The following is a 23,016-nucleotide window of genomic DNA, read 5'->3' as shown; positions in this document are numbered from 1 at the left end:
AGAAGGCCTGGCTGCAGCTATGCACCGGGCCTTCTTTTTGCGTGCCTGCTGTGGGCGGCAGAACCGTGGCGGTGCAGACGCGTCTTAACTTTGAATTGACGCACTCTGCGCCAGGAAGGCGCAGTGGCACACTGCCGCTTCCGGTAGTGCTGCCGGCCTGACCAGGCAGCTGGAGATAACGATGTACAAGCTCTGTTTCTACGTGCCCGAGACCCACCTGGAGAGTGTCAAGGCGGCTGTCTTTGCCGCTGGTGGCGGGCGGGTCGGTCGTTATGACAGCTGCTGCTGGCAGGCGCTGGGGCAGGGGCAGTTTCGACCGCTAGCGGGCAGCCAGCCGTTCCTGGGCAGCGAGGGGCAGGTGGAGCAGGTCAAGGAGTGGAAGGTGGAAATGGTCGTGGGAGACGAGCTGATTCACGACAGCGTGAAGGCGCTCAAGCGCGCCCACCCCTACGAAACGCCGGCGTTCGAAGTCTGGCGACTGTCCGATCTGCAGTTCTGACCCGCCGGTCAGGGGCGGATCTCGATCAGCGTGCCGTTTCGCACCAGCTGCCAGATTTCTTCCATGTCGTCGTTGCGAAGCGCGATGCAGCCCTCGGTCCAGTCGAGCGTGTGGAAGAACCACTCGGGGTATTCCTCGTCGAGCGGCGTACCGTGCAGCATGATCATGTCGCCGGGCGGCACTCCCTTGGCTTGTGCATGCGCCAGATCTCGGGCGTTGGGATAGGAAATGTGCATGGCCAGGTTGTACTTGTCGCTGGTCTTGCGCCAGTCGATCCAGTAGAAGCCTTCCGGCGTGCGCATGTCGCCCTGCTGTTGCTTGGGGCCGCTGGGTTGCTTGCCGAGCGATATCCGGTAGCTCTTGAGGGGCTGGCCTCGGCTGAGCAGTTGCAATTTGCGCTCGGATTTGACCACCAGAACCTTATCGATGGCCGGGCTCTGCAGGCTGGGAGTGGTATTGGCATGCGAAAAGACCGAGAACAGCAGGCAAAGAACGGCAACGGACCAGCGCATCGAAAGTGTTCCTGAGTTCGAACTGCATCAGGCCTGGGGGCGAGCGCTGCTTAGTGGAGGCATGCTCTCGTTGCGTACCGGGAAGGCCTGCAGTACCCGGTCGGCGAAGTAGCATTCTAGGGTACGGCCCACGGTGGGAAAAGCTAGCTCTGACCAGGGAATGTCATCCTGTCGGAAAAGCCTCACGTCGAGGCTTTCGTCGCCGGGGGAGAAGCGTGGCTCGGCCAGCTCGGCACGAAAGAACAGGTAGACCTGATTGATATGCGGCAGGTCGAACAGCGTATAGAGCTGTAGTCGATGCACCACGGCGCAGGCTTCCTCGAGCGTCTCGCGGGTCGCCGCCTGCTGCATCGTCTCGCCGTTTTCCATGAAGCCGGCCGGCAGCGTCCAGTAGCCTCGGCGAGGCTCGATGGCGCGCCGACAGAGCAAGACCTGCTCCTGCCAGACGGGCAGGCAGCCCGCGACGATGCGCGGGTTCTGGTAATGAATGGTCTGGCACTCCATGCACACGAAGCGCGGGCGGTTGTCGCCTGCCGGGATTTGGCTCGCTACCGAGCCGCCGCAATGGCTGCAATAGTTCATGGTCAATCCTGTTGGCGGGCCTGTGCGGCGGTGCAAAACGCCGTCGGCGCTGGAGCCTTCGCCAGGCTTGGGCGGCTGCCGCTTTCATGCCATGATGCCAGTCAAAGACGAAACGGGAAGAGTATGCTCGACATTATTCTCCAACGGGTGCGCGACCACTCCCCGCACCTCCTGGAGCCAGAGGGTCGTCTGCCGGAGGCGGCAGTTCTGATGCCGATCACGCGCAGCGAGGACCCGGAGCTGGTCCTGACGCTCAGGGCCAGCGGCCTGTCTACCCATGGTGGCGAGGTCGCCTTTCCCGGTGGGCGACGCGATCCTGAGGACCGCGATCTGGTTCACACCGCGCTACGTGAAGCCGAAGAGGAAGTAGGGCTCGCGCCAGGCATGGTCGAGATCGTCGGGCCGCTGAGCAGTCTGGTCTCGGTGCATGGCATACATGTCAGCCCTTATGTCGGCATCGTGCCGGACTATGTCGAGTATCGCGCCAACGATGCGGAAATCGCGGCAGTCTTTTCCGTTCCGTTGAGCTTCTTCTGCGAAGACCCGCGCGAAGTGACGCATCGTATCGATTACCAGGGCCAGGCCTGGTATATCCCTTCCTACCGTTATGGCGACTACAAGATCTGGGGGCTCACGGCGATCATGATCGTCGAGCTGGTCAACCTCGTGTACGACGCGGGTATCGAGATGCGTCGAGCGCCGGCCAGCTTCATTGATCTGCGTGGCCGCCCGAGCAGCTGATAGCAAGATCACAAGAAGAACAGAGGAAGCACCCGTGAAATACCGTCTGGGACAATCGCAAGTCGAGGCACACCCGCAGAGCTGGGTGGCGCCCAACGCAACGCTGATCGGCAAGGTGCAGCTGGATGCTGGCGCCAGCGTCTGGTTCAACGTGGTGATGCGTGGTGATAACGAACTCATCCATATCGGTGAGAACAGCAACGTGCAGGATGGCAGCGTGCTGCACACCGATATGGGGCATCCGCTTAGCCTGGGGACCGGCGTGACGGTTGGCCACAAGGCGATGCTGCACGGCTGTGTTGTAGGCGATTACAGCCTGATTGGCATCAACGCGGTGATTCTCAACGGCGTGCGGATCGGCAAGCACTGCATCATCGGCGCCAATACCCTGGTGCCCGAGGGCAAGGAAATTCCTGACGGCTCTCTGGTGATCGGCTCGCCTGGCAAGGTTGTGCGAGCGCTGACCGACGAGCAGAAGAAGATGCTCGAAGCCAGTGCCGCGCACTATGTGCAGAACGCGCAGCGCTACGCGCGCGATTTGGCGGAGCAGGGCGATTGATCACTGAGCGGCGCCCTGTCGCTTCGCCGTGCGTGAGCATTTGCGCACTGGACGAGCAAGACATCTGCATCGGCTGCCAGCGCACGGCGCTGGAGATAACCCGCTGGGGACAGATGAGCGATGACGAGCGGCGCGAGGTATTGCGCCGCTGCGATGAGCGGGCCCGGATCGGCGGCCAGCTCCTGTGACGATGCGCCGGCTGGCGCCCAAACGAGAGAACGCAACATGCCCCGAATTGGCACCCCCTTGTCGGCCAGCGCCACGCGCGTCCTGCTATGTGGCTCCGGAGAGCTTGGCAAGGAAGTGGTCATCGAGCTGCAGCGACTCGGCGTCGAAGTGATCGCCGTCGACCGCTACGCCAACGCTCCGGCGATGCAGGTCGCCCACCGCAGCCATGTGATCGACATGCTGGACGGAGCCGCCCTTAGAGCGGTCATCGAGCTGGAAAGGCCGCACTACGTCGTGCCGGAAATCGAGGCCATCGCCACCGCGACGCTGGTCGAGCTGGAGCGTGAAGGCTACACGGTGATTCCCACCGCCCGTGCCGCGCAGCTTACGATGAATCGCGAGGGAATCCGCCGCCTGGCGGCCGAGGAGCTTGGCCTGCCGACCTCGCCTTACCGTTTTGCCGACAGCCTCGAAGAGTGCCGCGAGGCGGTGCAGGCGCTGGGCTTTCCCTGTCTGATCAAGCCGGTGATGAGCTCTTCGGGAAAGGGGCAGTCGGTGCTGCGTGGTAATGACGATATCGATCGCGCTTGGGAATATGCGCAGGCCGGCGGTCGCGCTGGCCGCGGCCGGGTCATCGTCGAAGGCTTCATCGACTTCGACTACGAGATCACGCTGTTAACGGTGCGCCATGCTGGCGGTACGAGCTTTTGTCTGCCGGTCGGGCATCGGCAGGAGAAGGGCGATTATCAGGAGTCCTGGCAGCCGCAGCCGATGTCGCCCGGCGCCCAGGCCGAAGCCGAGCGCATTGCGCTGGCGGTCACCGAGGCGCTGGGTGGGCGTGGGGTCTTTGGCGTTGAGCTGTTCGTCAAAGGCGACCGGGTGTGGTTCTGCGAGGTGTCGCCACGACCGCACGATACCGGCCTGGTGACGCTGGTTTCGCAGGATCTATCCGAATTTGCCCTGCACGCCAGGGCCATTCTCGGCTTGCCGATCCCGGCGATACGTCAGCTGGGTGCTTCGGCTTCCGCGGTGATCCTGGCCGAGGGTGAATCGTCGGCAGTCGCCTTTGCCGATCTCCAGGCGGCCCTGGGCGAGGCGGATACCAGTCTGCGCTTGTTCGGCAAGCCGGGCGTCAGTGGTCAGCGGCGCATGGGGGTTGCCTTGGCGCGTGACGAATCGATCGAGCAGGCGCGTGCCAAGGCCAGGCGGGTAGCCGGAGCGGTGAAGGTAGAACTCTAGGAAGTCGGCCGTGTACTGGCGGGCCTGGGTTAAGCGTCTTCGGGCTCGGCTGGAGGATGCTCGGCCGGCCAGGCTCGCACGCTTTTCACGCGATTTTCGGCGGCCTGCAGGATTTCCATGCGGTAGTTGCCGATCTGCAGGCAGATACCACTTTCGGGCATCTGCTCCAGGGCTTCGGTGATCAGGCCGTTCAGCGTCTTGGGGCCATCGCAGGGCAGTTCCCAGCCGAGCGCACGGTTGACCTCGCGCAGGTAGGCGGCGCCATCGATCACCAGTGTGCCGTCGTCCTGCGGATGAATGTCGGGGCTGCGCAAGCTGTCCTGATTGCTGAATTCGCCGACGATTTCCTCGAGGATGTCCTCGAGCGTGACGATGCCCAGTACGTCCCCATACTCGTCCACGACGATCCCGATGCGTCGCTTCTCCTTTTGGAAGTTCAGCAGTTGGGTCGACAAGGGGGTGCCTTCGGGAATGAAGTAGGGCGTCAGGCACGCCTCGAGCAGGTTGTCCTTGTTCAGTTGGCTCTGGCTCAGCAAACGTGCGATCTGCCGCATGTGCACGATGCCTTCGATCTGGTTGATGTCCTGACGGAACACCGGCAACCGGGTGTGCGATGTGGTGCGCAACTGGCCAAGGATGGTTTCCAGGTCGTCCTCGAGGTCGATGCCGGCCACCTCGTTGCGCGGAATCATGATGTCGTCGACCGTGACGCGTTCCAGATCGAGAATGCCCAGCAGCATGCTCTGGCGGTTGACCGGCAGGGCGCTGCCGGCCTCGCGGACGACGCTGCGCAGCTCTTCTGTGGAGAGGCTGTCGCTGCCCTTGCTGGTCGGGTCGATGCCGGTCAGTTTGAGCATCCCGTTGCTGATCCAGCCGAGCAGGGCGACCAAGGGGTAGAGCAGCTTCTGTAGCAGGCTCAGTGGCAGGCTGACCGGATAGGCGATCAGGTCCGGACGCAGGGCGGCAAAGGTCTTCGGAGTGATTTCGCCGAAGATGAGCAGGGCAATGGTCAGGCCGATAGTGGCAATGGCGATACCGGCCTCGCCCCAGAGCTGCATGGCCAGCACGGTGGCGATGGACGAGGCGAGAATGTTGACGAAGTTATTGCCGACCAGAATCGTGCCGAGCAGTCTATCCGGGCGCGCGAGCAAGTCGGTCACCCGGCGAGCGCCGCGGTGTCCCTCTTTGGCCAGATGCCGCAGGCGATAACGGTTGAGGCTCAGCATGCCGGTCTCCGAGCTGGAGAAGAAGGCGGAGCAGAGCAGCAGGAAGACCAGCAGACCGAACAGGAAGCCGGGGTGTAGATTTTCCACGGACAGGGCCTTGGGCTAGATGTGCAGGATGAATTCGCGCACCAGCTTGCTGCCGAAATAGGCAAGCATCAACAGGCAGAAGCCCGCCAGCGTCCAGCGAATCGCCTTGTAGCCGCGCCAGCCGAGTTGGTGCCGGCCCCATAGCAGCAGCCCGAACACTACCCAGGCGATGACCGAGAGCAGTGTCTTGTGCACCAGATGCTGGGCGAAGAGATCGTCGAGAAAGATCCAGCCCGAAAGCAGCGATGCGCTGAGCAGCAGCCAGCCCGCCCAGAGAAAACCGAACAGCAGGCTTTCCATCGTTTGCAGGGGAGGGAAGTTGCGGATCAGGCCGGACGGGTGCTTGTGCTTGAGGTGATGGTCCTGCAGCAGCAGCAGCAGCGATTGAAACACCGCGATGGTCAGCATGCCGTAGGCAAGGATCGAAAGCAGGATGTGCGCCAGTATGCCCGGCTCCTCGGCAATGGCCGGCGCCGTGCCTGAAGGCGCGAATTGGGCGAACAGCACCGTCAGGCAGCCGAGCGGGAACAGAAGTAGCAACAGGTTCTCGACCGGCATTCGATAGAGTGCCAGGAGAATCAGCAGGATGACCGCGGCGGCGATCAGGCTGGAGGCGTTGAAGAAATCCAGATGCAGGCCACTCGGTGAGAGCAGTTGCATGAACAGGCTCAGGCCGTGAGCCATCAGGGCAAGAGCGCCCAGGGCCAGCAGCAGCGATCTGCTGGGGAGGGCACGGCGTGCCAGGCGCATGCTTTGGTAGCCCGTGGCACCGGCATAGAGAAGAGCGGCGGCGAGGCTCGGCAGCAGAGGGTGCATAGAATCCGGTTGCGAACTCGAAAGGCCGTGAGTGTGGCACAAACACCCTGACGGCAAAAGCCGGCCTTGTGCCGCTGGCGCCGCAAAAGCTGTCGGCGGGGTACCGGCCCACGGCTTTACGCTTCTATAATCGCCGCCTTCACCACACCAGCGTGGAATGGCTCATGTTCGAAAACCTAACCGATCGCCTGTCGCAAACGCTTCGCCATGTCACCGGCAAGGCGAAGCTGACCGAAGACAACATCAAGGACACCCTGCGCGAGGTGCGCATGGCGCTGCTCGAGGCTGATGTCGCCCTGCCGGTGGTCAAGGAGTTCGTCAACAAGGTCAAGGAGCGTGCGGTCGGGACCGAGGTGGCCAAGAGCCTGACACCGGGCCAGGCCTTCGTGAAGATCGTGCGCGCGGAGCTCGAAGAGCTGATGGGTGCGGCCAACGAGGACCTGGCGTTGAACGTGGCGCCACCGGCCGTGGTGCTGATGGCCGGTCTGCAGGGTGCGGGCAAGACCACGACGGTCGGCAAGCTGGCGCGCTTCCTCAAGGAGCGCAAGAAGAAGTCGGTGCTGGTGGTCTCGGCCGACGTCTATCGCCCGGCAGCGATCAAGCAGCTGGAAACCCTGGCCGGTGAAGTGGGTGTGACCTTCTTTCCGTCCGATACCAGTCAGAAGCCAGTGGATATCGCCCAGGCGGCGATCCGCGAGGCGCGGCTGAAGTTCATCGACGTAGTGCTGGTGGATACCGCCGGTCGGCTGGCGATCGACGCCGAGATGATGGACGAGATCCAGGCGGTCCATGCCGCGATCAAGCCGGCCGAGACGCTCTTCGTGGTCGATGCCATGACCGGACAGGATGCGGCCAATACGGCGCGCGCCTTTGGCGAGGCGCTGCCGTTGACCGGCGTGGTGCTAACCAAGGTAGATGGTGATGCGCGGGGTGGTGCCGCGCTTTCCGTACGCCACGTTACCGGCAAGCCGATCAAGTTTCTCGGTATGGGCGAGAAGAGCGATGCGCTCGAGCCCTTCCATCCCGATCGGATCGCTTCGCGCATTCTAGGTATGGGCGATGTGCTCAGTCTGATCGAGCAGGCCGAGCAGACGCTGGATCGGGAAAAGGCCGAGAAACTCACCAAGAAGCTCAAGAAGGGCAAGGGCTTCGATCTGGAGGATTTCCGCGATCAGCTGCAGCAGATGAAGAACATGGGCGGCCTGGGCAGCCTCATGGACAAGTTGCCAGCAATCGGCGGTGTGAATCTCTCGCAGATGGGCAATGCCCAGGGCGCAGCGGAAAAGCAGTTCCGGCAGATGGAGGCGATCATCAACTCCATGACGCCGGCCGAGCGGCGCAATCCCGATCTCATCAGCGGCTCGCGCAAGCGGCGGATCGCTCTCGGGTCCGGTACCCAGGTGCAGGACGTCGGGCGTTTGATCAAGCAGCACAAGCAGATGCAGAAGATGATGAAGAAGGTCACCGGCAAAGGCGGTATGACCAAAATGATGCGCGGCCTGGGCGGCATGATGCCCGGCGGCGGCATGCCGAAGTTCTGACTTTGACCGTGCCGGACACCTCTCGCGAGGCCCGGCGGAAAAAGCCATTTGCAAAAGCTCGCATAATCCTTAAAATGTGCGGCCTTTCGGGCCTCGGGCCCTGTTTCAAGATTGCTGTACCGACCCTACAGGAACGATGTTCACATGGTAACTATTCGTCTCGCCCGTGGCGGCTCCAAGAAGCGCCCGTTCTACCACCTGACCGTGACCAACAGCCGCAACCCGCGTGACGGCCGTTTCGTCGAGCGTATCGGCTTCTTCAACCCCGTCGCTACCGGTGCCGAGGTGAAGCTGTCCGTGAATCAGGAGCGCGCTTCTTACTGGCTGAGCCAGGGTGCCCAGCCGTCTGAGCGTGTTGCTCAGCTGCTGAAGGAAGCTGCCAAGGCCGCTGCCTGAATCACATGAGCGAGACGTCTGCCCCGGCCGAAGACCTGCTGGTCATCGGCAAGATCGTGTCGGTGCATGGCGTTCGCGGTGACGTGAAGGTGTACTCCTTCACCGATCCGATCGATAACCTGCTGGACTACCACAGCTGGACGCTACGGCGAGGCGAGGAAGTCAGGCAGGTGCAGGTCACCAAGGGAAGAGTTCAGGGCAATGTCCTGGTCGCCAGCCTAAAGGGTGTCGGCGACCGCGACGTGGCACGAGACTACGTGGATTTCGAGATCTGCATTCCGCGTGATCTGCTGCCCGCCCTTGATGAGGGTGAGTACTACTGGCACCAGCTTCAGGGGCTGAAGGTGATCGATGCGCTCGGGCAGTTGCTCGGTGTGGTGGATCATCTGCTCGAGACCGGTGCCAACGACGTTCTGGTGGTCAAGCCTTGTGTCGGCAGCCTGGACGATCGTGAGCGACTGCTGCCTTACACCGATCAGTGCGTACAGCAGATTGATCTGGTGGCCGGGGAGATGAGAGTCGACTGGGACGCGGATTTCTAAGCTCATGTCCGCGCTGCGTGTCGATGTCATCAGTCTGTTCCCGGAGATGTTCGCTGCTATCCGTGACTACGGCATTACCAGTCGCGCGGTGAAGCAGGGCTTGCTGGAGCTCAAATGCTGGAACCCTCGAAGCTACACCGAGGATCGTCATCAGACAGTGGACGATCGCCCGTTTGGCGGTGGCCCGGGGATGGTGATGAAAATCAAGCCGCTCGAGCTGGCGCTGGCGGATGCCAGGCAAGCCGGCGGCATGCAGGCGAAGGTGATCTATCTGTCGCCGCAGGGGCGCCAGCTGAAGCAGGCTGACGTTCGCAGGCTGGCCGAGGAGAAGTCTTTGATTCTCATCGCTGGCCGCTATGAAGGTATCGACGAGCGCTTTATCGAGGCGCACGTGGATGAGGAATGGTCGATCGGGGATTACGTTCTGTCCGGCGGCGAGCTGCCGGCGATGGTCCTGATCGATGCCGTGACCAGGTTGCTTCCCGGAGCCCTGGGGCATGCTGATTCCGCCGAGGAGGATTCGTTTACCGACGGCCTGCTCGACTGCCCGCACTACACGCGTCCTGAGGTGTATGAGGGTAAACGTGTTCCTGAAGTGCTACTCAGTGGCAATCATGAACACATCCGGCGCTGGCGTTTGCAGCAGTCCCTGGGGCGAACCTGGGAACGCCGTGTCGATCTTCTGGATAGCCGCTCGCTTTCTGGGGAAGAACAAAAGCTGTTGGCGGAATATATCCGTCAACGGGACGATAGTTGACTTAACGTATCGATGGCAGCCGCAGACCGGCCTGCCTTAGGAGCACAGCATGACCAACAAGATCATCCAGCAGCTCGAAGCCGAGCAGATGAGCAAAGAAATTCCGGCCTTTGCCCCCGGCGACACCGTTGTTGTCCAGGTGAAGGTCAAGGAAGGCGAGCGCCAGCGTCTGCAGGCGTTCGAAGGCGTCGTGATCGGCAAGCGCAACCGCGGTCTGAACAGCGCCTTCACCGTGCGCAAGATCTCCAGCGGCGTGGGTGTCGAGCGTACCTTCCAGACCTACAGCCCGCTGGTTGACAGCATCAGCGTCAAGCGTCGCGGTGACGTGCGCAAGGCCAAGCTGTACTACCTGCGCGATCTGTCCGGCAAGGCCGCGCGCATCAAGGAAAAGCTGTCCTGATCGACGCCTCTTCCAAAAAAAGCAGCCTTCGGGCTGCTTTTTTTTAGCCTTCTGTTTTACTGCGGTGCCGCCCAGTCTTTCGTAGAGCCGTCGCCTTGCCGATGACGGAGCGGTGCGATAGAACGCCAGCCTTCTGGGGCCACGTCAAAGGTAAACATGTCCGCGCCGGGTCACCCTCTCATCGATCGCTTTCTCGACAGTCTCTGGCTGGAAAAGGGCCTGGCAGACAATACTCGGGCCTCCTATCGGAGCGATCTGGCTCTGTTCAACGGTTGGCTGGAAGGCCGCGGCATCGAGCTGAGAAACGCAGGCCGCGAGGCAATTCTGGATCACCTGGCCTGGCGGTTGGAAAACGGCTATCAGGCGCGTTCCACCGCACGCCTGTTGTCCGGGTTGCGTGGCTTCTACCGTTACCTGTTGCGCGAGGGGGACATTGCCGTCGACCCGACGCTGCGGGTCGAGCTTCCGCGTGTCGGGCGGCCGCTGCCCAAGGCGATCTCCGAGGCGGATGTCGAGGCGCTGCTAGCGGCGCCCGATATCGACGACCCTCTCGGCTTGCGCGATCGCGCCATGCTGGAAGTGCTCTATGCCTGCGGCGTGCGGGTCTCGGAGCTGGTCGGCCTAACCCTGGAACAGGTCAGTCTGCGCCAAGGCGTTCTGCGCGCCTTTGGCAAGGGCCGCAAGGAGCGTCTGGTCCCCCTGGGCGAGGAGGCGCTTGCCTGGCTTGAGCGCTATCTGCGCGAGGCGCGTGGAACGCTGTTGGCAGGCCGTCCGTGCGATGCGTTGTTTCCCAGTCAGCGGGGAGAGCAGATGACTCGGCAAACGTTCTGGCATCGCATCAAGCTACACGCTCGCACGGCCGGCATCAGCACGTCCATTTCGCCACATACGCTACGGCATGCCTTCGCCACGCATCTGCTGAACCATGGGGCAGATCTTCGCACGGTGCAGATGCTGCTCGGGCATAGTGATCTATCGACAACGCAGATCTATACGCACATCGCGCGTGCACGCCTGCAGGCGCTGCACGCCATGCATCATCCGCGCGGCTAGCGACCTGCGCAGCATTTCGCGAAGCTGCGCTGTGGTAGGCTTGGAAGCCTTTGCCAAGCGCTGTTCCCAGGAGTATTTCATGCGCGCATTCTCCCTTGCTGCGGTGGCCTTTGGCCTGTTTGGCAGCGTTGCGTTCGCTGCCGAGCCCGAGCAGGCCATTCGCCAGAGCCTGCAATCGCTGCAGCCGGACATGCCGATCGAGTCGATCGCCGAAAGTCCGCTCTCGGGCATCTACCAGGTGCAGCTGACCGGTGGCCAGCAGCTCTATGTCAGCGCCGATGGCCAGTTCGTGTTGCACGGCTATCTTTACCAGTTCCAGAACGGTCAAGCGGTCAATCTGACCGAACAGGCGCAGACGAAAGCGATCGCCAAGCAGATCGACGCGATTGCCAAGCAGGATATGGTCGTGTTCTCCCCGGCTGCTGCCAAAACGCACATCACGGTGTTTACCGATACCGATTGCGGCTATTGTCAGAAGCTGCACAGCGAGGTGCCCGAACTCAATCGGCTCGGAGTCGAGGTCCGCTACGTCGCCTTCCCGCGTCAGGGCATGGGCAGTCATGGAGCGCAGACGCTCGCCAGCGTATGGTGTGCCAAAGATCGACAGGCAGCGATGAACCTGGCCAAGGCACGCAAGGAGGTTCCGCCAGCCAGCTGCGACAATCCTGTCGCCGAACAGTATCAACTCGGTCAGCGTATCGGTGTTCAGGGAACGCCCGCGATCGTGCTTGCCGATGGGCAACTGATTCCGGGCTACCAGCCTGCCGCCCAGCTCGCCGAACTCGCCCTTCGCGCGGGCAAGTGAAGGCGCTCTCGTGATTTGTCCAGCTGAGCGAAAGGCCGCGCAATTGACTAACGCGGCCTCCCTTCGTAATGTGCGAATCCTTTTGCGGCTGGGGGCTCCAGCCGCTTCGCTGTGAATGGGGAGTTCAGCTTGAAACCGGTGAAGATTGGCATCTGTGGGCTGGGGACCGTCGGTGGCGGTACCTTCAATGTGCTCAAACGCAACGCCGAGGAAATCGCTCGCCGCGCCGGGCGAGGCATCGAAGTTGCCCAGATTGCCACTCGCCACGCCAATCCGCGGTGCGATACCGGCGATACGCCGATCACCGACGATGTGTTCGCCGTCGCTGAAAATCCCGAGATCGATATCATCGTCGAACTGATCGGCGGCTATACCCTGGCCCGTGAGCTCGTGCTCAGGGCCATCGATAACGGCAAGCATGTGGTGACCGCCAACAAGGCGCTGATTGCCGTGCACGGCAACGAGATCTTCGCCAAGGCCAGCGAGAAGGGCGTCATCGTTGCATTCGAGGCCGCGGTAGCAGGCGGTATCCCGGTCATCAAGGCGATCCGTGAGGGGTTGGCAGGAAACCGCATCAACTGGCTGGCCGGCATCATCAATGGCACCGGCAACTTCATTCTCACCGAGATGCGCGAGAAGGGGCGTGCCTTCGAGGACGTGCTCAAGGAAGCTCAGGCGCTGGGCTACGCCGAATCCGACCCGACGTTCGATGTCGAGGGGATCGATGCCGCGCACAAGCTGACCATCCTGGCCTCGATTGCCTTCGGCATCCCGCTGCAGTTCGACAAAGCCTATACCGAGGGCATCACAAAGCTGACCACCGCTGACGTCAACTATGCCGAGGCGCTGGGTTATCGCATCAAGCATCTGGGGATGGCCCGGCGCACCGAGGCAGGTATCGAACTGCGCGTGCATCCGACGTTGATCCCGGCCGACCGGCTGATCGCCAACGTAAACGGCGTGATGAATGCGGTGATGGTCAATGGCGATGCGGTGGGCAGCACGCTCTACTATGGTGCCGGTGCCGGCATGGAGCCGACCGCTTCGGCTGTTGTCGCCGATCTGGTCGATGTCGCGCGTGCGCTGACGACCGACCCGCACCATCGTGTGCCGCACCTGGCCTTTCAGGCTGACGCCTTGTCCGATCATCCGATCCTGCCGATCGGCGCCTGCGAGAGTGCCTACTATCTGCGCATCCAGGCCAAGGACCATCCGGGCGTGCTGGCGCAGGTGGCGACCATTCTTTCCGAGCGCGGCATCAACATCGAATCGATCATGCAGAAAGAGGCCGAGGAGCAAGATGGCCTGGTGCCAGTGATTCTGGTCACCCATCGCGTGGTCGAGCAGCGAATCGACGATGCGATCGCCGCGCTGGAACACCTCGAAGACGTGGTGGGCAAGGTCGTCCGTATCCGCGTGGAACAGCTCAACTAAGACAGCAGCCGTCGGCGTCAGGCTCCTGTCGCACGGGCTCAACCAAAGGTTTGAACAATGCGCTACATCAGCACCCGTGGGCAGGCACCGGCCCTGAACTTCGAAGATGTCCTGCTCGCCGGGCTGGCCAGTGACGGTGGTCTCTACGTACCGGAGAACCTACCGCACTTCACCATCGAGGAGATCGCCTCCTGGGCCGGTCTGCCTTATCACGAGTTGGCCTTCAAGGTGATGCGCCCGTTCGTTGCCGAGAGCATTCCGGATGCGGATTTCAAGCAGATTCTCGCCGACACCTACGCGGCGGGCGCCGACGGCGTCTTCGCCCACGCCGCCGTAGCGCCCCTGCGCCAGCTCAATGGCAACGAGTGGGTGCTCGAGCTGTTCCATGGTCCCACCCTGGCGTTCAAGGATTTCGCGTTGCAGTTGCTCGGGCGGCTACTCGATTACGTGCTGGCCAAGCGCGGCGAGCGCGTGGTGATCATGGGTGCGACCTCCGGGGATACCGGCTCGGCGGCCATCGAGGGCTGCCGTCGCTGCGAGAACGTGGACATCTTCATCCTGCATCCGCATAACCGCGTGTCGGAAGTGCAGCGCCGGCAGATGACCACCATCGCCGGGGACAACATCCACAACATCGCCATCGAGGGCAACTTCGATGACTGCCAGGAGATGGTCAAGGCAAGCTTCGCCGACCAGAGTTTCCTCAAGGGCACCCGCCTCGTCGCAGTGAATTCGATCAACTGGGCGCGGATCATGGCCCAGATCGTTTACTACTTTCATGCGGCGCTGCAGCTCGGCGCTCCGGCGCGTTCGGTGGCCTTCTCGGTGCCAACCGGCAATTTTGGCGACATCTTCGCCGGCTACCTGGCGCGCAACATGGGGCTGCCGGTCAGCCAGCTGATCGTGGCGACCAACCGCAACGACATCCTGCATCGCTTCATGTCCGGCAACCGCTACGACAAGGACACCCTGCACCCGTCGCTGTCGCCCTCGATGGACATCATGGTGTCGTCCAACTTCGAGCGCCTGCTGTTCGATCTGCATGGACGCAACGGCAAGGTCGTCGCCGAGTTGCTCGATGGCTTCAAGGGCAGCGGCAAGCTTTCGGTCGAGGAGGATCGCTGGACCGAGGCGCGCAAGCTGTTCGATTCGCTTGCCGTTGACGACGAGCAGACCTGCGCCACCATCGCGGACGTGTTCCGTGACACCGGCGAGCTGCTTGACCCGCATACCGCCATCGGCGTGCGTGCGGCGCGCGAATGTCGTCGCAGCCTGAGCACGCCGATGGTGGTGCTCGGCACCGCTCATCCGGTGAAATTCCCGGAGGCGGTGGAGAAGGCCGGAGTCGGCAAGGCGCTGTCGCTGCCGGCGCACCTGGCGGACCTGTTCGAGCGCGGTGAGCGTTGCACCGTTCTGCCCAACGAGTTGGCTGCCGTCCAGGCGTTTGTCGGTGCGCATGGTAACCGCGGCAAGCCGCTTTAATCGCTGAGCTTCGGCGAAAACGAAAAGGCCCATCGAACGATGGGCCTTTTGCGTTGCGGGGGCGATCAGCCGCGCGACCCCGGTCCCTTACTCGTCGAATTCTTCCCAGCCGCCCATCTCGCGCCAGCGGTTGACGATGCCGCAGAACAGCTCGGCGGTCTTCTCGGTATCGTAGCGCGCCGAATGCGCTTCTCGGCCGTCGAACTCGATACCTGCCGCCTGACAGGCCTTGGCCAGCACCGTCTGGCCGTAGGCGAGACCGGCGAGGGTGGCGGTGTCGAAGCTGGAAAAGGGGTGGAATGGATTGCGCTTCAGATCGCAACGGCCGATAGCGGCGTTGAGAAAGCCGAGATCGAAACTGCTGTTGTGCCCAACGAGAATGGCGCGCTTGCAGCCTGCCGACTTCACTGCCTTGCGGACGTGGCGGAATATGTCGCCAAGCGCCTGGGATTCAGGCACCGCCATGCGCAACGGGTGGTCGAGCTTGATGCCGGTGAACTCCAGTGCAGCCGCCTCAATGTTGGCACCTTCGAACGGCTCGACCCGATAGAACAGCGTCTCCTGCGGGTAGAGCAGGCCCTGTTCGTCCATTGCGATAGGTACCGCGGCGATCTCCAACAGGGCATCGGTGGCGCAGTTGAAGCCGCCACATTCCACATCCACCACTACGGGCAGGAAGCCGCGAAAACGGCGCGCCATTGGCGAGCGAGGCTTGCCGGGCAGGTTGCCGTCCAGTTCGTCATCGAAGCTTTCGTCGCTCATCGCGAGCCCTCCAGGCGCCAGCGCAAGGTTTCGCCCGCCCGCAGCGGAATCACCTGTTGCTCACCGAACGGCAGGCTCGCCGGCATCTGCCAGTCCTCGCGTACCAGTGTGATCTGCTCCGTGTTACGCGGCAGTCCGTAGAAGTCTGCGCCGTGATGGGCCGCAAAGGCTTCGAGCTTGTCCAGTGCATTGCGCTGTTCGAAGGCTTCGGCGTAGAGCTCGATCGCCGCATACGCGGTATAGCAGCCGGCGCAGCCGCAGGCTGCCTCCTTGGCATGTTGCGCATGGGGCGCCGAGTCGGTGCCGAGGAAGAACTTCGCGTTGCCACTGGTGGCTGCGTCGAGCAGCGCCTCCTGGTGCAGGTTGCGCTTGAGAATGGGCAGGCAGAAGAAGTGCGGACGAATACCGCCGACCAGCATGTGGTTGCGGTTGTATAGCAAGTGATGGGCGGTGATGGTCGCGCCCACATTGCTGCCGGCAGCCTCGACGAACTGCACGGCGTCACCTGTGGTGATGTGCTCGAACACCACCTTGAGGGTCGGGAAGCGCGCGGTGACGTGGCAGAGCTGCTCGTCGATGAAGCGCTTTTCCCGGTCGAAGATATCGACTTCGCTGCGAGTGACCTCGCCGTGGACCAGCAGCGGCAGGCCGACCTCGGCCATCGTCTCCAGCACCGGAAAGATGTTGTCGAGGCTGGTCACGCCAGAGGCGGAGTTGGTGGTCGCCCCGGCAGGATAGAGCTTGGCAGCATGAACGAAACCGCTGGCGCGGGCCTGGCGGATCTCATCCGGTTGGGTATTGTCGGTGAGGTAGAGCACCATCAGCGGCTCGAAGCGGCTGCCATCGGGGCGCGCCGCCAGGATGCGCTGCCGATAGGCCTGGGCCTCGTCCGCATTGCGAACTGGCGGCACCAGGTTGGGCATGACGATGGCGCGAGCGAACTGCCTGGCCGCATCGCCGACCGTATGCGGAAGGGCCGCGCCGTCGCGCAAATGGATATGCCAGTCGTCGGGGCGCAGCAGGGTAATTCGGTCGCTCATGCAGCTATCTTCCAGGCCGGTCAAACGTGCCCGCATGCTACCGGAATTGGCACGGCACGGCACGTCGTGCGATGGCGAGGCGTGGAGCGGCTGCCTCGCCAGTGGCACGGGGCGGCTCAAGTTTCCCCCGTGGGGCCCGATATCTCCGAGGTAACTGTCCATTCAGCGGAGCTCGCCGTGCGCCTGCGTCCTGTCCTGTTGTTCTGCCTGCTGGCGACCCCTGCCAGTGCCATCACCTTCCAGACGCGTCTGGAACGGGTGGAATGGCGCGTGGAGGGCGACCAGTTCGAGTGTCGGCTGATCCAGCCGGTCGCCGGCTTCGGGCAGGGTGAGTTCGTCCGCCGCGCGGGTGAGCAGGCGGTGTTTCGCTTGCAATCGCCGCAGCGCTGGCTCGACAACGGTACGGCAACGCTGCTCGCGGCCGCAGCTCCCTGGCAGCCGACACGCAGCGATATCAACCTGGGATCCGTTGCCGTTCGCGGTGGCGATATCCCCTTCAACAGCTCCCAGGCACAGGCGGGGCGACTGTTGACAGGGCTCCTGGAAGGTCGCAGTCCGGTGGTGCGCCATCGTACTTCTTACGGTGGCGATCCGCTGGAGGTGCGCCTATTGCCGGCGCGCTTTGCCAAGGCCTATGAGGAATATCGCGTCTGCACGGCGAAGTTGCTGCCGGTCAATTTCGATCAGGTGCGGCAGACCCGTGTGCCTTTTCCCAGTGGTGGCGTCGCGCTGGAGCCAGCCGGCCGCGCTCAGCTGGATCGGGTCCTGGCCTACCTGCGGGCCGATCCGAGCGTCAACCGTGTCCTTCTGGATGGGCACTCCGACAACAGCGGTAACCGCCTGACCAATCGTGATCTTTCGCGGCGCCGAGCCCTGGCGGTGCAGGAATACCTGATCGCCAACGGCGTGAAGGAAGAGCAGATCACGTTGCGCTTCCATGGCGAGCGTTACCCGCTGGTACCGAACAGCAACGCGCGTAATCGCGCGCAGAATCGCCGTGTGGCCGTTCGCCTGGAGCGCGAGGCGGCGGTGCCGGCGACGGCCACGGCGGCCAGCCCGACCAGCTGAGCCCCTGTAAAAGCCCGGCCGCCAGGCGTAGAATCATGGGCTTTTCGTACAACACCGTGGAGCTGATGGCATGGCGGACGTTAAGAAGGTGGTTCTGGCCTATTCCGGTGGCCTGGACACCTCGGTGATCCTCAAGTGGCTGCAGGACACCTACAACTGCGAGGTAGTGACCTTCACTGCCGACCTGGGGCAGGGCGAAGAGGTCGAGCCGGCTCGCGCCAAGGCACAGGCCCTGGGCGTCAAGGAAATCTACATTGACGACCTGCGCGAAGAGTTCGTGCGTGACTTCGTTTTCCCGATGTTCCGTGCCAACACCGTTTACGAAGGCGAGTACCTGCTGGGTACCTCGATCGCCCGTCCGCTGATCGCCAAGCGCCTGATCGAGATCGCCAACGAGACCGGCGCCGACGCCATCTCCCACGGCGCCACCGGCAAGGGCAACGACCAGGTGCGCTTCGAGCTGGGTGCCTATGCGCTGAAGCCGGGCGTCAAGGTCATCGCGCCCTGGCGCGAGTGGGACCTGCTCTCGCGCGAGAAGCTGATGGACTACGCCGAAAAGCATGCCATCCCGATCGAGCGCCACGGCAAGAAGAAGTCGCCGTACTCCATGGACGCCAACCTGCTGCACATCTCCTACGAGGGCGGCGTGTTGGAAGACACCTGGACCGAGCATGAAGAGGACATGTGGCGCTGGACCAAGTCCCCGGAATCCGCGCCGGATAGCCCCTCCTACATTGAGCTGACCTACCGCGCCGGTGACATCGTTGCCATCGACGGCAAGGACATGACCCCGGCCCAGGTGCTGACCGAACTGAACCGCATCGGCGGCGAGAACGGTATCGGTCGCCTGGACATCGTCGAGAACCGCTACGTGGGCATGAAGTCGCGCGGCTGCTACGAGACGCCCGGCGGCACCATCATGCTCAAGGCCCACCGTGCGATCGAGTCGATCACCCTCGACCGCGAAGTGGCGCACCTGAAAGACGAACTGATGCCCAAGTACGCCAGCCTGATCTACAACGGCTACTGGTGGAGCCCCGAGCGGCTGATGCTGCAGCAGATGATCGACGCCTCGCAGGTGAACGTGAACGGCGTGGTACGCCTGAAGCTGTACAAGGGCAACGTCATCGTCGTCGGCCGCAAGTCGGATGACTCGCTGTTCGACGCCAACATTGCCACCTTCGAAGACGATGCAGGTGCCTACGACCAGGCCGATGCCGGCGGCTTCATCAAGCTCAACGCGCTGCGCATGCGCATCGCGGCGGGCAAGGGCCGCAGTCCGCTCTGATAAGCTGGTAACCGCTAGCCTGACCATGACCCCGGCCACGAGCCGGGGTCATGCTTTCCGTGCTCTGAAAACAGAGGAGAATCCTGATGAGACTGCTGCATACCATGCTGCGTGTCGGCGACATGGACCGATCCATCGCCTTCTATACCGAAGTGCTGGGCATGACCCTGCTGCGCCGCAAGGACTACCCGGACGGCCAGTTCACCCTGGCGTTTGTCGGCTACGGTGACGAGGCGCACAACAGTGTGATCGAGCTGACCTACAACTGGGGCGTGGATACCTATGACCTGGGGAGCGGTTACGGACACATCGCCCTGGAAGTTGAGGATGTCTACAAGGCCTGCGACGACATTCGCGCCCGCGGCGGCAAGATCACCCGTGAGCCGGGGCCGATGAAGCACGGCTCGAGCATCCTGGCCTTCGTCGAAGACCCGGACGGCTACAAGATCGAATTGCTGTCGCCGCAGCGGGCGGATTGAGACGTGATGGCCCCGTTAGCGGGGCCATTGCGCGATCAGAGATCGAAGTCGAAGTCGTTGAGCTGTTTTTGCAGGCGGCGCTCTTCGAGCAGGTTGTCGATGATGCGGCGCTTGGTCAGGTTGGTCTTGGCGACCTCGACCGGAGCCTCGCTACTGTCATCGTCCTCTTCGGCGATGAAGTCGTCTTCGATCTGGATATCTTCTTTTTCGGACACGTGTTCACTCCAAGGCGATGGGGCGCTTTGGCGCACCTTATAGCGGCAAACCTGGAGGCCGTAAAAAAGATTTTTTCAATCGAGACGCACGGTTTTTTCGTTGCGGCTCAATCGTCGGAGGTCTTGTGCTTGTACTCGCACAGGTCTTCGATCCTGCAGCTGCCACACTGCGGGCGGCGGGCCTTGCAGACGTAACGGCCATGCAGGATCAGCCAGTGATGGGCATCGAGCAGATACTCCTTGGGCACGACCTTGAGCAGCTTGCGCTCGACCTCCAGTACATTCTTGCCCGGCGCGATGTTGGTCCGGTTCGCGACGCGGAAGATGTGCGTATCGACCGCCATGGTCAGCTGGCGGAATGCCGTGTTCAGTACCACGTTGGCGGTCTTGCGGCCGACGCCCGGCAGCGCTTCGAGCGCTTCGCGGTTGTCGGGAACCTGGCCGCCGTGCTGTTCGACGAGGATGCGGCAGGTCTCGATGACGTTCTTGGCCTTGCTGCGGTAAAGCCCGATTGTCTTGATGTACGGCTCCAGGCCCTCGACACCGAGTGCATGGATCGCTTCGGGAGTATTGGCGACCGGGAACAGCCGGGCCGTGGCCTTGTTCACGCCTACATCGGTAGCCTGCGCCGACAGAATCACCGCGACGAGCAGCTCGAACGGCGAGCTGTAGGCCAGCTCCGTCTTCGGTTCGGGATTGTCCTCGTGGAAGCGACGAAAGATCTCCCTGCGCTTCTCGGCGTTCATGCGCTGTGATCCCCGCAAGCCGGCGGACGCTGCCCGAGTGGCAGGGCCGGATGAGGCAAGCGGATCATTCGATGACTCCGGTTACCCGCACGCGGCGCGAGGGCGCACTGGCTTGGGGGGCTTCGGCCTTGCGGCGTTCGGCCAGGGCATGGTCGATGCGGTTTTTCAGTGCGATCAGCAGGCCGAGGACGATGAACGCCCCCGGAGGGAGGATCGCGAGCAGGAAGCCTTTGTAATCCTGTACGAGGGTCAGCTGCCAGTCGGCCGCTGCCGGTCCGAACAGCAGGTTCATGTTGGCCAACAGCGCGCCGGTACCGAACAGCTCGCGCGTTCCGCCTAGCACCACGAGCACCAGGCAGAAGCCCAGGCCCATCATCAGGCCATCGAAAACGGCGGCCAGCGGCCCATGCTTGGCAGCAAAGCCGTCGGCGCGGCCGAGGATCACGCAGTTCGTGGTGATCAGGGGAATGAAGATGCCGAGGATCTGGTAGAGCTCATAGGTAAAAGCCTGCATCAGCAGTTCGATACAGGTCGTCAGCGCGGCGATGATCATGACGAATGCCGGCAGGCGCACGGCCGTGTTCACCACGCCGCGAACCAGCGATACGGCCAGGTTGGAACAGGTCAGCACCAGCATCGTCGCCAGGCCGAGCCCGAGAGCATTGACCGTCGAGTTGCTCACGCCGAGCAGTGGGCACAGGCCAAGCAGTTGCACCAGCCCCGGATTGTTCTTCCACAGGCCGTTGATCGTCAGATCGCGGTAGTTGACGGTGCTCATGTCATTGCTCCTCTGCGCCAGTGGGCGGTGCAAGCGACGACGGTTCGAGCGCTGCGGCCGTACCTGCGCGTGAATGTCGCGTGACGTCGGGTGCCTGCGTCGGCGCGCCAGCGTCGAGTGCGGCGGGCTCGCCACGCTGAGCCAGCAGCTCCGGGCGATGGGCGTCGAAGAACTGCAGCGCACGATGAACCGCCGCAACCACGGCACGAGGCGTGATGGTGGCGCCGGCGAACTGATCGAACTCGCCGCGATCCTTCTTCACGGCCCAGCCGGAAGCCTCCGGATTGCTCAGCGATTTGCCTTCGAAACCGCGGATCCAGTCGCTCTTGGCCAGTTCGATGCGGTCTCCGAGCCCGGGCGTTTCACGATGACTGAGCGCGCGTACGCCAGCCAGTCGTCCGTCGACACCGATGCCGACCAGCAACTGGATCGCGCCGCTGTAACCGTCGGGCGCGGTGACCTGCAAGATCACCGCGGTGGGCTTGCCGGCTTTGCGTGCGATGAAGGCAGGCCGCGGGGTGCGTGTGCCGAGCAGGGGGTCGTGCACCTCGACGGTATCGGCGAGCAGGTCGTTATCGTAGGTTTCGGCCGGCAGGATCTCGCCGAGCGCGCGCACCTGCGCGGCGCGCTCGGCCGCCTGGATGCGCTCGGCAGTGCCTTGCTGGAGCCAGGTGACACTGCCGACCGTGGCAATGGCGAACAGCCCGAGCACCAGGCTGTTCTTCAGCATCGAGCGGCTGATTTCCGGAAGCATCATGATCATTCGCCCAGCTTGAAGCCGCGCTCGGGCTTGCGATGGCCGTAGGTGCGCGGACGGGTGTAGTAATCGATGGTCGGTGCCGCGAGGTTCATCAGCAGCACGGCGAAGGCCACGCCGTCGGGGTAGCCGCCCCAGGCGCGGATCACATACAGCAGGATGCCGACACCGGCGCCAAACACCAGTCGGCCGAGCGTGCTCGTGGCACCGCTGACCGGGTCGGTCACGATGAAGAAGGCGCCAAGCATGGTGGCGCCGCTGAGCAGATGGAACAGCGGCGAACCATGGCTATCGGAGCCGCTACCGTTCCAGAACACCAGGCTCATCAGCAGCAGCGCGGCGAGCATGCCGACAGGCGCGTGCCAGGTGAAGATCCGCTTGTGCAAGAGGAACAGGCCGCCCGCGAGAAAGGCGAGGTTCACCACTTCCGAGCCGATGCCGCCGAAGTGGCCGAACGCCGGATTGCGCCAGAGCTCGTCGACGGTGAGGCTTTTGTTGACTTTCAGTACGTCGAGGGCCGTGGCCTGGCTCCAGCCGTCTGGCAGCGCCTGCGCGCCAAGGATCTGCAGCAGACCGTCGACAAGCCCGACGGCATGCGGGACCGGCCAGGTGGTCATTTCGACCGGGAAGGAGATCAGCACGACGACGTAGCCGACCATGGCCGGATTGAAGGGGTTCTGCCCCAGCCCACCGTAGAGCTGCTTGCCCAGAACGATGGCGCTGGCCACCGCGATCAGCGTCAGCCACCAGGGGGCGTAGGGTGGCAGGGCAAGTGCCAGCAGCACGGCCGTCACCACGGCGCTGCCGTCCAGCAGGAAGAATCTCACCGGACGCTGACGCGCCTTGAGCAGCGCAGCCTCCAGCGCCAAGGCGGCGCTACTGGCCCAGCACAGGTTGATCAGCGTACCGGCGCCATACAGCCAGGTCAGCACGAGCGCGCCCGGCAGCGCAGCCAGCAGCACCAGCAGCATGACGCGCTGGGTTCGGTTGCTCCCCTTGGCATGAGGCGAGGTGAGGCGGGGCAGGGCCATGAATGCTCCGTAA

28 protein-coding genes are annotated in these 23,016 nt (G+C 63.1%); 17 read left to right on the top strand and 11 right to left on the bottom strand.

Translation table 11 applies throughout. The annotated features are described in order from the left end of the window. The first annotated feature begins 181 nt into the window (after nucleotides 1-181). Nucleotides 182-499, top strand: coding sequence for a YqfO family protein (locus AC0KXH_RS14775; protein ID WP_041104254.1), 318 nt, complete (start codon nucleotides 182-184; stop codon nucleotides 497-499). 8 nt (nucleotides 500-507) lie between these two features. Here the strand turns inward: AC0KXH_RS14775 and AC0KXH_RS14770 are convergent, their stop codons facing one another. Together AC0KXH_RS14770 and AC0KXH_RS14765 are read right to left on the bottom strand one after the other, a co-directional pair. Beyond that, nucleotides 508-1,011 (bottom strand): L,D-transpeptidase family protein, encoded by a 504-nt coding sequence (locus AC0KXH_RS14770; protein WP_165562888.1) that lies wholly within the window; start codon nucleotides 1,009-1,011, stop codon nucleotides 508-510. Nucleotides 1,012-1,038: 27 nt separating this feature from the next. Next, nucleotides 1,039-1,593, bottom strand: coding sequence for an NUDIX hydrolase (locus AC0KXH_RS14765; RefSeq protein WP_165562889.1), 555 nt, complete (start codon nucleotides 1,591-1,593; stop codon nucleotides 1,039-1,041). A gap of 123 nt (nucleotides 1,594-1,716) precedes the next feature. Here AC0KXH_RS14765 and AC0KXH_RS14760 point away from each other — a divergent pair, with 123 nt between their 5' ends. From AC0KXH_RS14760 to purT, 4 genes are read left to right on the top strand one after another with little or no spacing between them, the layout of a single operon-like run. Then, on the top strand, nucleotides 1,717-2,334 hold the full coding sequence (locus AC0KXH_RS14760) for a CoA pyrophosphatase (protein WP_043221585.1): 618 nt from the start codon (nucleotides 1,717-1,719) through the stop codon (nucleotides 2,332-2,334). A 34-nt stretch (nucleotides 2,335-2,368) separates the two neighbouring features. Further along, nucleotides 2,369-2,893 (top strand): gamma carbonic anhydrase family protein, encoded by a 525-nt coding sequence (locus tag AC0KXH_RS14755; protein ID WP_041104262.1) that lies wholly within the window; start codon nucleotides 2,369-2,371, stop codon nucleotides 2,891-2,893. Then, nucleotides 2,893-3,081 (top strand): DUF1289 domain-containing protein, encoded by a 189-nt coding sequence (locus tag AC0KXH_RS14750; protein ID WP_102847908.1) that lies wholly within the window; start codon nucleotides 2,893-2,895, stop codon nucleotides 3,079-3,081. The genes AC0KXH_RS14755 and AC0KXH_RS14750 overlap by 1 nt, the downstream gene beginning before the upstream one ends. A 37-nt stretch (nucleotides 3,082-3,118) precedes the next feature. Further along, nucleotides 3,119-4,300, top strand: a complete 1,182-nt coding sequence (gene purT / locus AC0KXH_RS14745; RefSeq protein WP_043221581.1) for a formate-dependent phosphoribosylglycinamide formyltransferase — start codon at nucleotides 3,119-3,121, stop codon at nucleotides 4,298-4,300. A gap of 29 nt (nucleotides 4,301-4,329) precedes the next feature. Here the strand turns inward: purT and AC0KXH_RS14740 are convergent, their stop codons facing one another. Continuing rightward, nucleotides 4,330-5,613 carry an HlyC/CorC family transporter gene (locus tag AC0KXH_RS14740; protein ID WP_043221579.1) on the bottom strand — a complete coding sequence of 428 codons (1,284 nt, stop codon included), beginning with the start codon at nucleotides 5,611-5,613 and terminating at the stop codon, nucleotides 4,330-4,332. A gap of 15 nt (nucleotides 5,614-5,628) precedes the next feature. Next, complete coding sequence (locus AC0KXH_RS14735; protein ID WP_043221577.1) at nucleotides 5,629-6,429, bottom strand: cytochrome C assembly family protein; 801 nt, start codon at nucleotides 6,427-6,429, stop codon at nucleotides 5,629-5,631. 164 nt (nucleotides 6,430-6,593) lie between these two features. On the opposite strand from AC0KXH_RS14735, the gene ffh reads away from it, so the two are divergent. From ffh to thrC, 9 genes are all read left to right on the top strand, one after another. Next, a complete protein-coding gene (gene ffh / locus AC0KXH_RS14730; protein ID WP_041104272.1) occupies nucleotides 6,594-7,970 on the top strand; it encodes a signal recognition particle protein in 1,377 nt (458 codons plus the stop codon). A gap of 144 nt (nucleotides 7,971-8,114) precedes the next feature. Next, entirely contained in the window at nucleotides 8,115-8,366 is a 252-nt protein-coding gene (gene rpsP, locus AC0KXH_RS14725) for a 30S ribosomal protein S16 (RefSeq protein WP_041104274.1), read from the top strand. A 5-nt stretch (nucleotides 8,367-8,371) separates the two neighbouring features. After that, entirely contained in the window at nucleotides 8,372-8,908 is a 537-nt protein-coding gene (gene rimM, locus AC0KXH_RS14720; RefSeq protein WP_200629162.1) for a ribosome maturation factor RimM, read from the top strand. A gap of 4 nt (nucleotides 8,909-8,912) precedes the next feature. After that, nucleotides 8,913-9,665, top strand: a complete 753-nt coding sequence (gene trmD, locus AC0KXH_RS14715) for a tRNA (guanosine(37)-N1)-methyltransferase TrmD (protein WP_200629161.1) — start codon at nucleotides 8,913-8,915, stop codon at nucleotides 9,663-9,665. Nucleotides 9,666-9,714: 49 nt separating this feature from the next. Further along, on the top strand, nucleotides 9,715-10,065 hold the full coding sequence (gene rplS, locus AC0KXH_RS14710; protein ID WP_041104280.1) for a 50S ribosomal protein L19: 351 nt from the start codon (nucleotides 9,715-9,717) through the stop codon (nucleotides 10,063-10,065). A 156-nt stretch (nucleotides 10,066-10,221) separates the two neighbouring features. After that, the gene (gene xerD, locus AC0KXH_RS14705) at nucleotides 10,222-11,118 is read left to right on the top strand and encodes a site-specific tyrosine recombinase XerD (RefSeq protein WP_200291102.1); all 897 of its coding nucleotides are present in this window, start codon (nucleotides 10,222-10,224) and stop codon (nucleotides 11,116-11,118) included. Between the two features lie 79 nt (nucleotides 11,119-11,197). Further along, nucleotides 11,198-11,923, top strand: coding sequence for a bifunctional protein-disulfide isomerase/oxidoreductase DsbC (gene dsbC / locus AC0KXH_RS14700; RefSeq protein WP_061337489.1), 726 nt, complete (start codon nucleotides 11,198-11,200; stop codon nucleotides 11,921-11,923). 129 nt (nucleotides 11,924-12,052) lie between these two features. Next, nucleotides 12,053-13,357: a homoserine dehydrogenase gene (locus tag AC0KXH_RS14695; protein WP_041104285.1), complete on the top strand. Its 1,305-nt coding sequence runs from the start codon at nucleotides 12,053-12,055 to the stop codon at nucleotides 13,355-13,357. A 57-nt stretch (nucleotides 13,358-13,414) separates the two neighbouring features. Further along, a complete protein-coding gene (gene thrC, locus AC0KXH_RS14690; RefSeq protein ID WP_439930872.1) occupies nucleotides 13,415-14,839 on the top strand; it encodes a threonine synthase in 1,425 nt (474 codons plus the stop codon). Between the two features lie 87 nt (nucleotides 14,840-14,926). Here thrC and rnt read toward each other — a convergent pair whose 3' ends face one another. Beyond that, nucleotides 14,927-15,601: a ribonuclease T gene (gene rnt, locus AC0KXH_RS14685; RefSeq protein WP_041104288.1), complete on the bottom strand. Its 675-nt coding sequence runs from the start codon at nucleotides 15,599-15,601 to the stop codon at nucleotides 14,927-14,929. Next, entirely contained in the window at nucleotides 15,598-16,641 is a 1,044-nt protein-coding gene (pyrC, locus tag AC0KXH_RS14680) for a dihydroorotase (protein ID WP_041104290.1), read from the bottom strand. Before pyrC ends, rnt begins: the two co-directional genes overlap by 4 nt. A 177-nt stretch (nucleotides 16,642-16,818) precedes the next feature. Here pyrC and AC0KXH_RS14675 point away from each other — a divergent pair, with 177 nt between their 5' ends. The 3 genes from AC0KXH_RS14675 (at nucleotide 16,819) to gloA (ending at nucleotide 19,476) form a co-directional block, all read left to right on the top strand. Beyond that, on the top strand, nucleotides 16,819-17,709 hold the full coding sequence (locus tag AC0KXH_RS14675) for a flagellar protein MotY (protein ID WP_312198197.1): 891 nt from the start codon (nucleotides 16,819-16,821) through the stop codon (nucleotides 17,707-17,709). Nucleotides 17,710-17,779: 70 nt separating this feature from the next. Then, nucleotides 17,780-18,997: an argininosuccinate synthase gene (locus AC0KXH_RS14670; RefSeq protein WP_439930871.1), complete on the top strand. Its 1,218-nt coding sequence runs from the start codon at nucleotides 17,780-17,782 to the stop codon at nucleotides 18,995-18,997. A gap of 86 nt (nucleotides 18,998-19,083) precedes the next feature. Continuing rightward, entirely contained in the window at nucleotides 19,084-19,476 is a 393-nt protein-coding gene (gloA, locus tag AC0KXH_RS14665; RefSeq protein WP_041104296.1) for a lactoylglutathione lyase, read from the top strand. 35 nt (nucleotides 19,477-19,511) lie between these two features. Here the strand turns inward: gloA and AC0KXH_RS14660 are convergent, their stop codons facing one another. The 5 genes from AC0KXH_RS14660 to AC0KXH_RS14640 all read right to left on the bottom strand — a co-directional run bounded on the left by AC0KXH_RS14660 (nucleotide 19,512) and on the right by AC0KXH_RS14640 (nucleotide 23,003). Then, nucleotides 19,512-19,691, bottom strand: coding sequence for a PA3496 family putative envelope integrity protein (locus AC0KXH_RS14660; RefSeq protein WP_041104298.1), 180 nt, complete (start codon nucleotides 19,689-19,691; stop codon nucleotides 19,512-19,514). Nucleotides 19,692-19,798: 107 nt separating this feature from the next. Further along, complete coding sequence (gene nth / locus AC0KXH_RS14655) at nucleotides 19,799-20,437, bottom strand: endonuclease III (protein WP_043221556.1); 639 nt, start codon at nucleotides 20,435-20,437, stop codon at nucleotides 19,799-19,801. 64 nt (nucleotides 20,438-20,501) lie between these two features. After that, entirely contained in the window at nucleotides 20,502-21,215 is a 714-nt protein-coding gene (locus AC0KXH_RS14650; protein ID WP_061337485.1) for an electron transport complex subunit E, read from the bottom strand. A gap of 1 nt (nucleotide 21,216) precedes the next feature. After that, nucleotides 21,217-21,972: an electron transport complex subunit RsxG gene (gene rsxG / locus AC0KXH_RS14645; protein WP_052813392.1), complete on the bottom strand. Its 756-nt coding sequence runs from the start codon at nucleotides 21,970-21,972 to the stop codon at nucleotides 21,217-21,219. A 2-nt stretch (nucleotides 21,973-21,974) separates the two neighbouring features. Further along, nucleotides 21,975-23,003 (bottom strand): RnfABCDGE type electron transport complex subunit D, encoded by a 1,029-nt coding sequence (locus tag AC0KXH_RS14640; protein WP_043221552.1) that lies wholly within the window; start codon nucleotides 23,001-23,003, stop codon nucleotides 21,975-21,977. Nucleotides 23,004-23,016 lie beyond the last annotated feature (13 nt).

It is taken from the genome of Stutzerimonas sp. CXK-1 (genome assembly GCF_057738225.1).
The sequence above is the reverse complement of the archived record's forward strand: the minus strand, read 5'-3'. Positions and strand labels throughout refer to the sequence as shown.

What these genes read in the sequence shown, in the direction of transcription:
- AC0KXH_RS14775 (WP_041104254.1), top strand. Translation starts at nt 182, where the DNA reads ATGTACAAGCTCTGTTTCTACGTGCCCGAGACCCACCTGGAGAGTGTC.
- pyrC (WP_041104290.1), bottom strand. Translation starts at nt 16,641, where the DNA reads ATGAGCGACCGAATTACCCTGCTGCGCCCCGACGACTGGCATATCCAT.
- purT (WP_043221581.1), top strand. Translation starts at nt 3,119, where the DNA reads ATGCCCCGAATTGGCACCCCCTTGTCGGCCAGCGCCACGCGCGTCCTG.
- rimM (WP_200629162.1), top strand. Translation starts at nt 8,372, where the DNA reads ATGAGCGAGACGTCTGCCCCGGCCGAAGACCTGCTGGTCATCGGCAAG.
- ffh (WP_041104272.1), top strand. Translation starts at nt 6,594, where the DNA reads ATGTTCGAAAACCTAACCGATCGCCTGTCGCAAACGCTTCGCCATGTC.
- AC0KXH_RS14650 (WP_061337485.1), bottom strand. Translation starts at nt 21,215, where the DNA reads ATGAGCACCGTCAACTACCGCGATCTGACGATCAACGGCCTGTGGAAG.
- AC0KXH_RS14765 (WP_165562889.1), bottom strand. Translation starts at nt 1,593, where the DNA reads ATGAACTATTGCAGCCATTGCGGCGGCTCGGTAGCGAGCCAAATCCCG.
- dsbC (WP_061337489.1), top strand. Translation starts at nt 11,198, where the DNA reads ATGCGCGCATTCTCCCTTGCTGCGGTGGCCTTTGGCCTGTTTGGCAGC.
- AC0KXH_RS14670 (WP_439930871.1), top strand. Translation starts at nt 17,780, where the DNA reads ATGGCGGACGTTAAGAAGGTGGTTCTGGCCTATTCCGGTGGCCTGGAC.
- rsxG (WP_052813392.1), bottom strand. Translation starts at nt 21,972, where the DNA reads ATGATGCTTCCGGAAATCAGCCGCTCGATGCTGAAGAACAGCCTGGTG.
- AC0KXH_RS14735 (WP_043221577.1), bottom strand. Translation starts at nt 6,429, where the DNA reads ATGCACCCTCTGCTGCCGAGCCTCGCCGCCGCTCTTCTCTATGCCGGT.
- xerD (WP_200291102.1), top strand. Translation starts at nt 10,222, where the DNA reads ATGTCCGCGCCGGGTCACCCTCTCATCGATCGCTTTCTCGACAGTCTC.
- rplS (WP_041104280.1), top strand. Translation starts at nt 9,715, where the DNA reads ATGACCAACAAGATCATCCAGCAGCTCGAAGCCGAGCAGATGAGCAAA.
- AC0KXH_RS14760 (WP_043221585.1), top strand. Translation starts at nt 1,717, where the DNA reads ATGCTCGACATTATTCTCCAACGGGTGCGCGACCACTCCCCGCACCTC.
- trmD (WP_200629161.1), top strand. Translation starts at nt 8,913, where the DNA reads ATGTCCGCGCTGCGTGTCGATGTCATCAGTCTGTTCCCGGAGATGTTC.
- rnt (WP_041104288.1), bottom strand. Translation starts at nt 15,601, where the DNA reads ATGAGCGACGAAAGCTTCGATGACGAACTGGACGGCAACCTGCCCGGC.
- AC0KXH_RS14770 (WP_165562888.1), bottom strand. Translation starts at nt 1,011, where the DNA reads ATGCGCTGGTCCGTTGCCGTTCTTTGCCTGCTGTTCTCGGTCTTTTCG.
- thrC (WP_439930872.1), top strand. Translation starts at nt 13,415, where the DNA reads ATGCGCTACATCAGCACCCGTGGGCAGGCACCGGCCCTGAACTTCGAA.
- gloA (WP_041104296.1), top strand. Translation starts at nt 19,084, where the DNA reads ATGAGACTGCTGCATACCATGCTGCGTGTCGGCGACATGGACCGATCC.
- rpsP (WP_041104274.1), top strand. Translation starts at nt 8,115, where the DNA reads ATGGTAACTATTCGTCTCGCCCGTGGCGGCTCCAAGAAGCGCCCGTTC.
- AC0KXH_RS14640 (WP_043221552.1), bottom strand. Translation starts at nt 23,003, where the DNA reads ATGGCCCTGCCCCGCCTCACCTCGCCTCATGCCAAGGGGAGCAACCGA.
- nth (WP_043221556.1), bottom strand. Translation starts at nt 20,437, where the DNA reads ATGAACGCCGAGAAGCGCAGGGAGATCTTTCGTCGCTTCCACGAGGAC.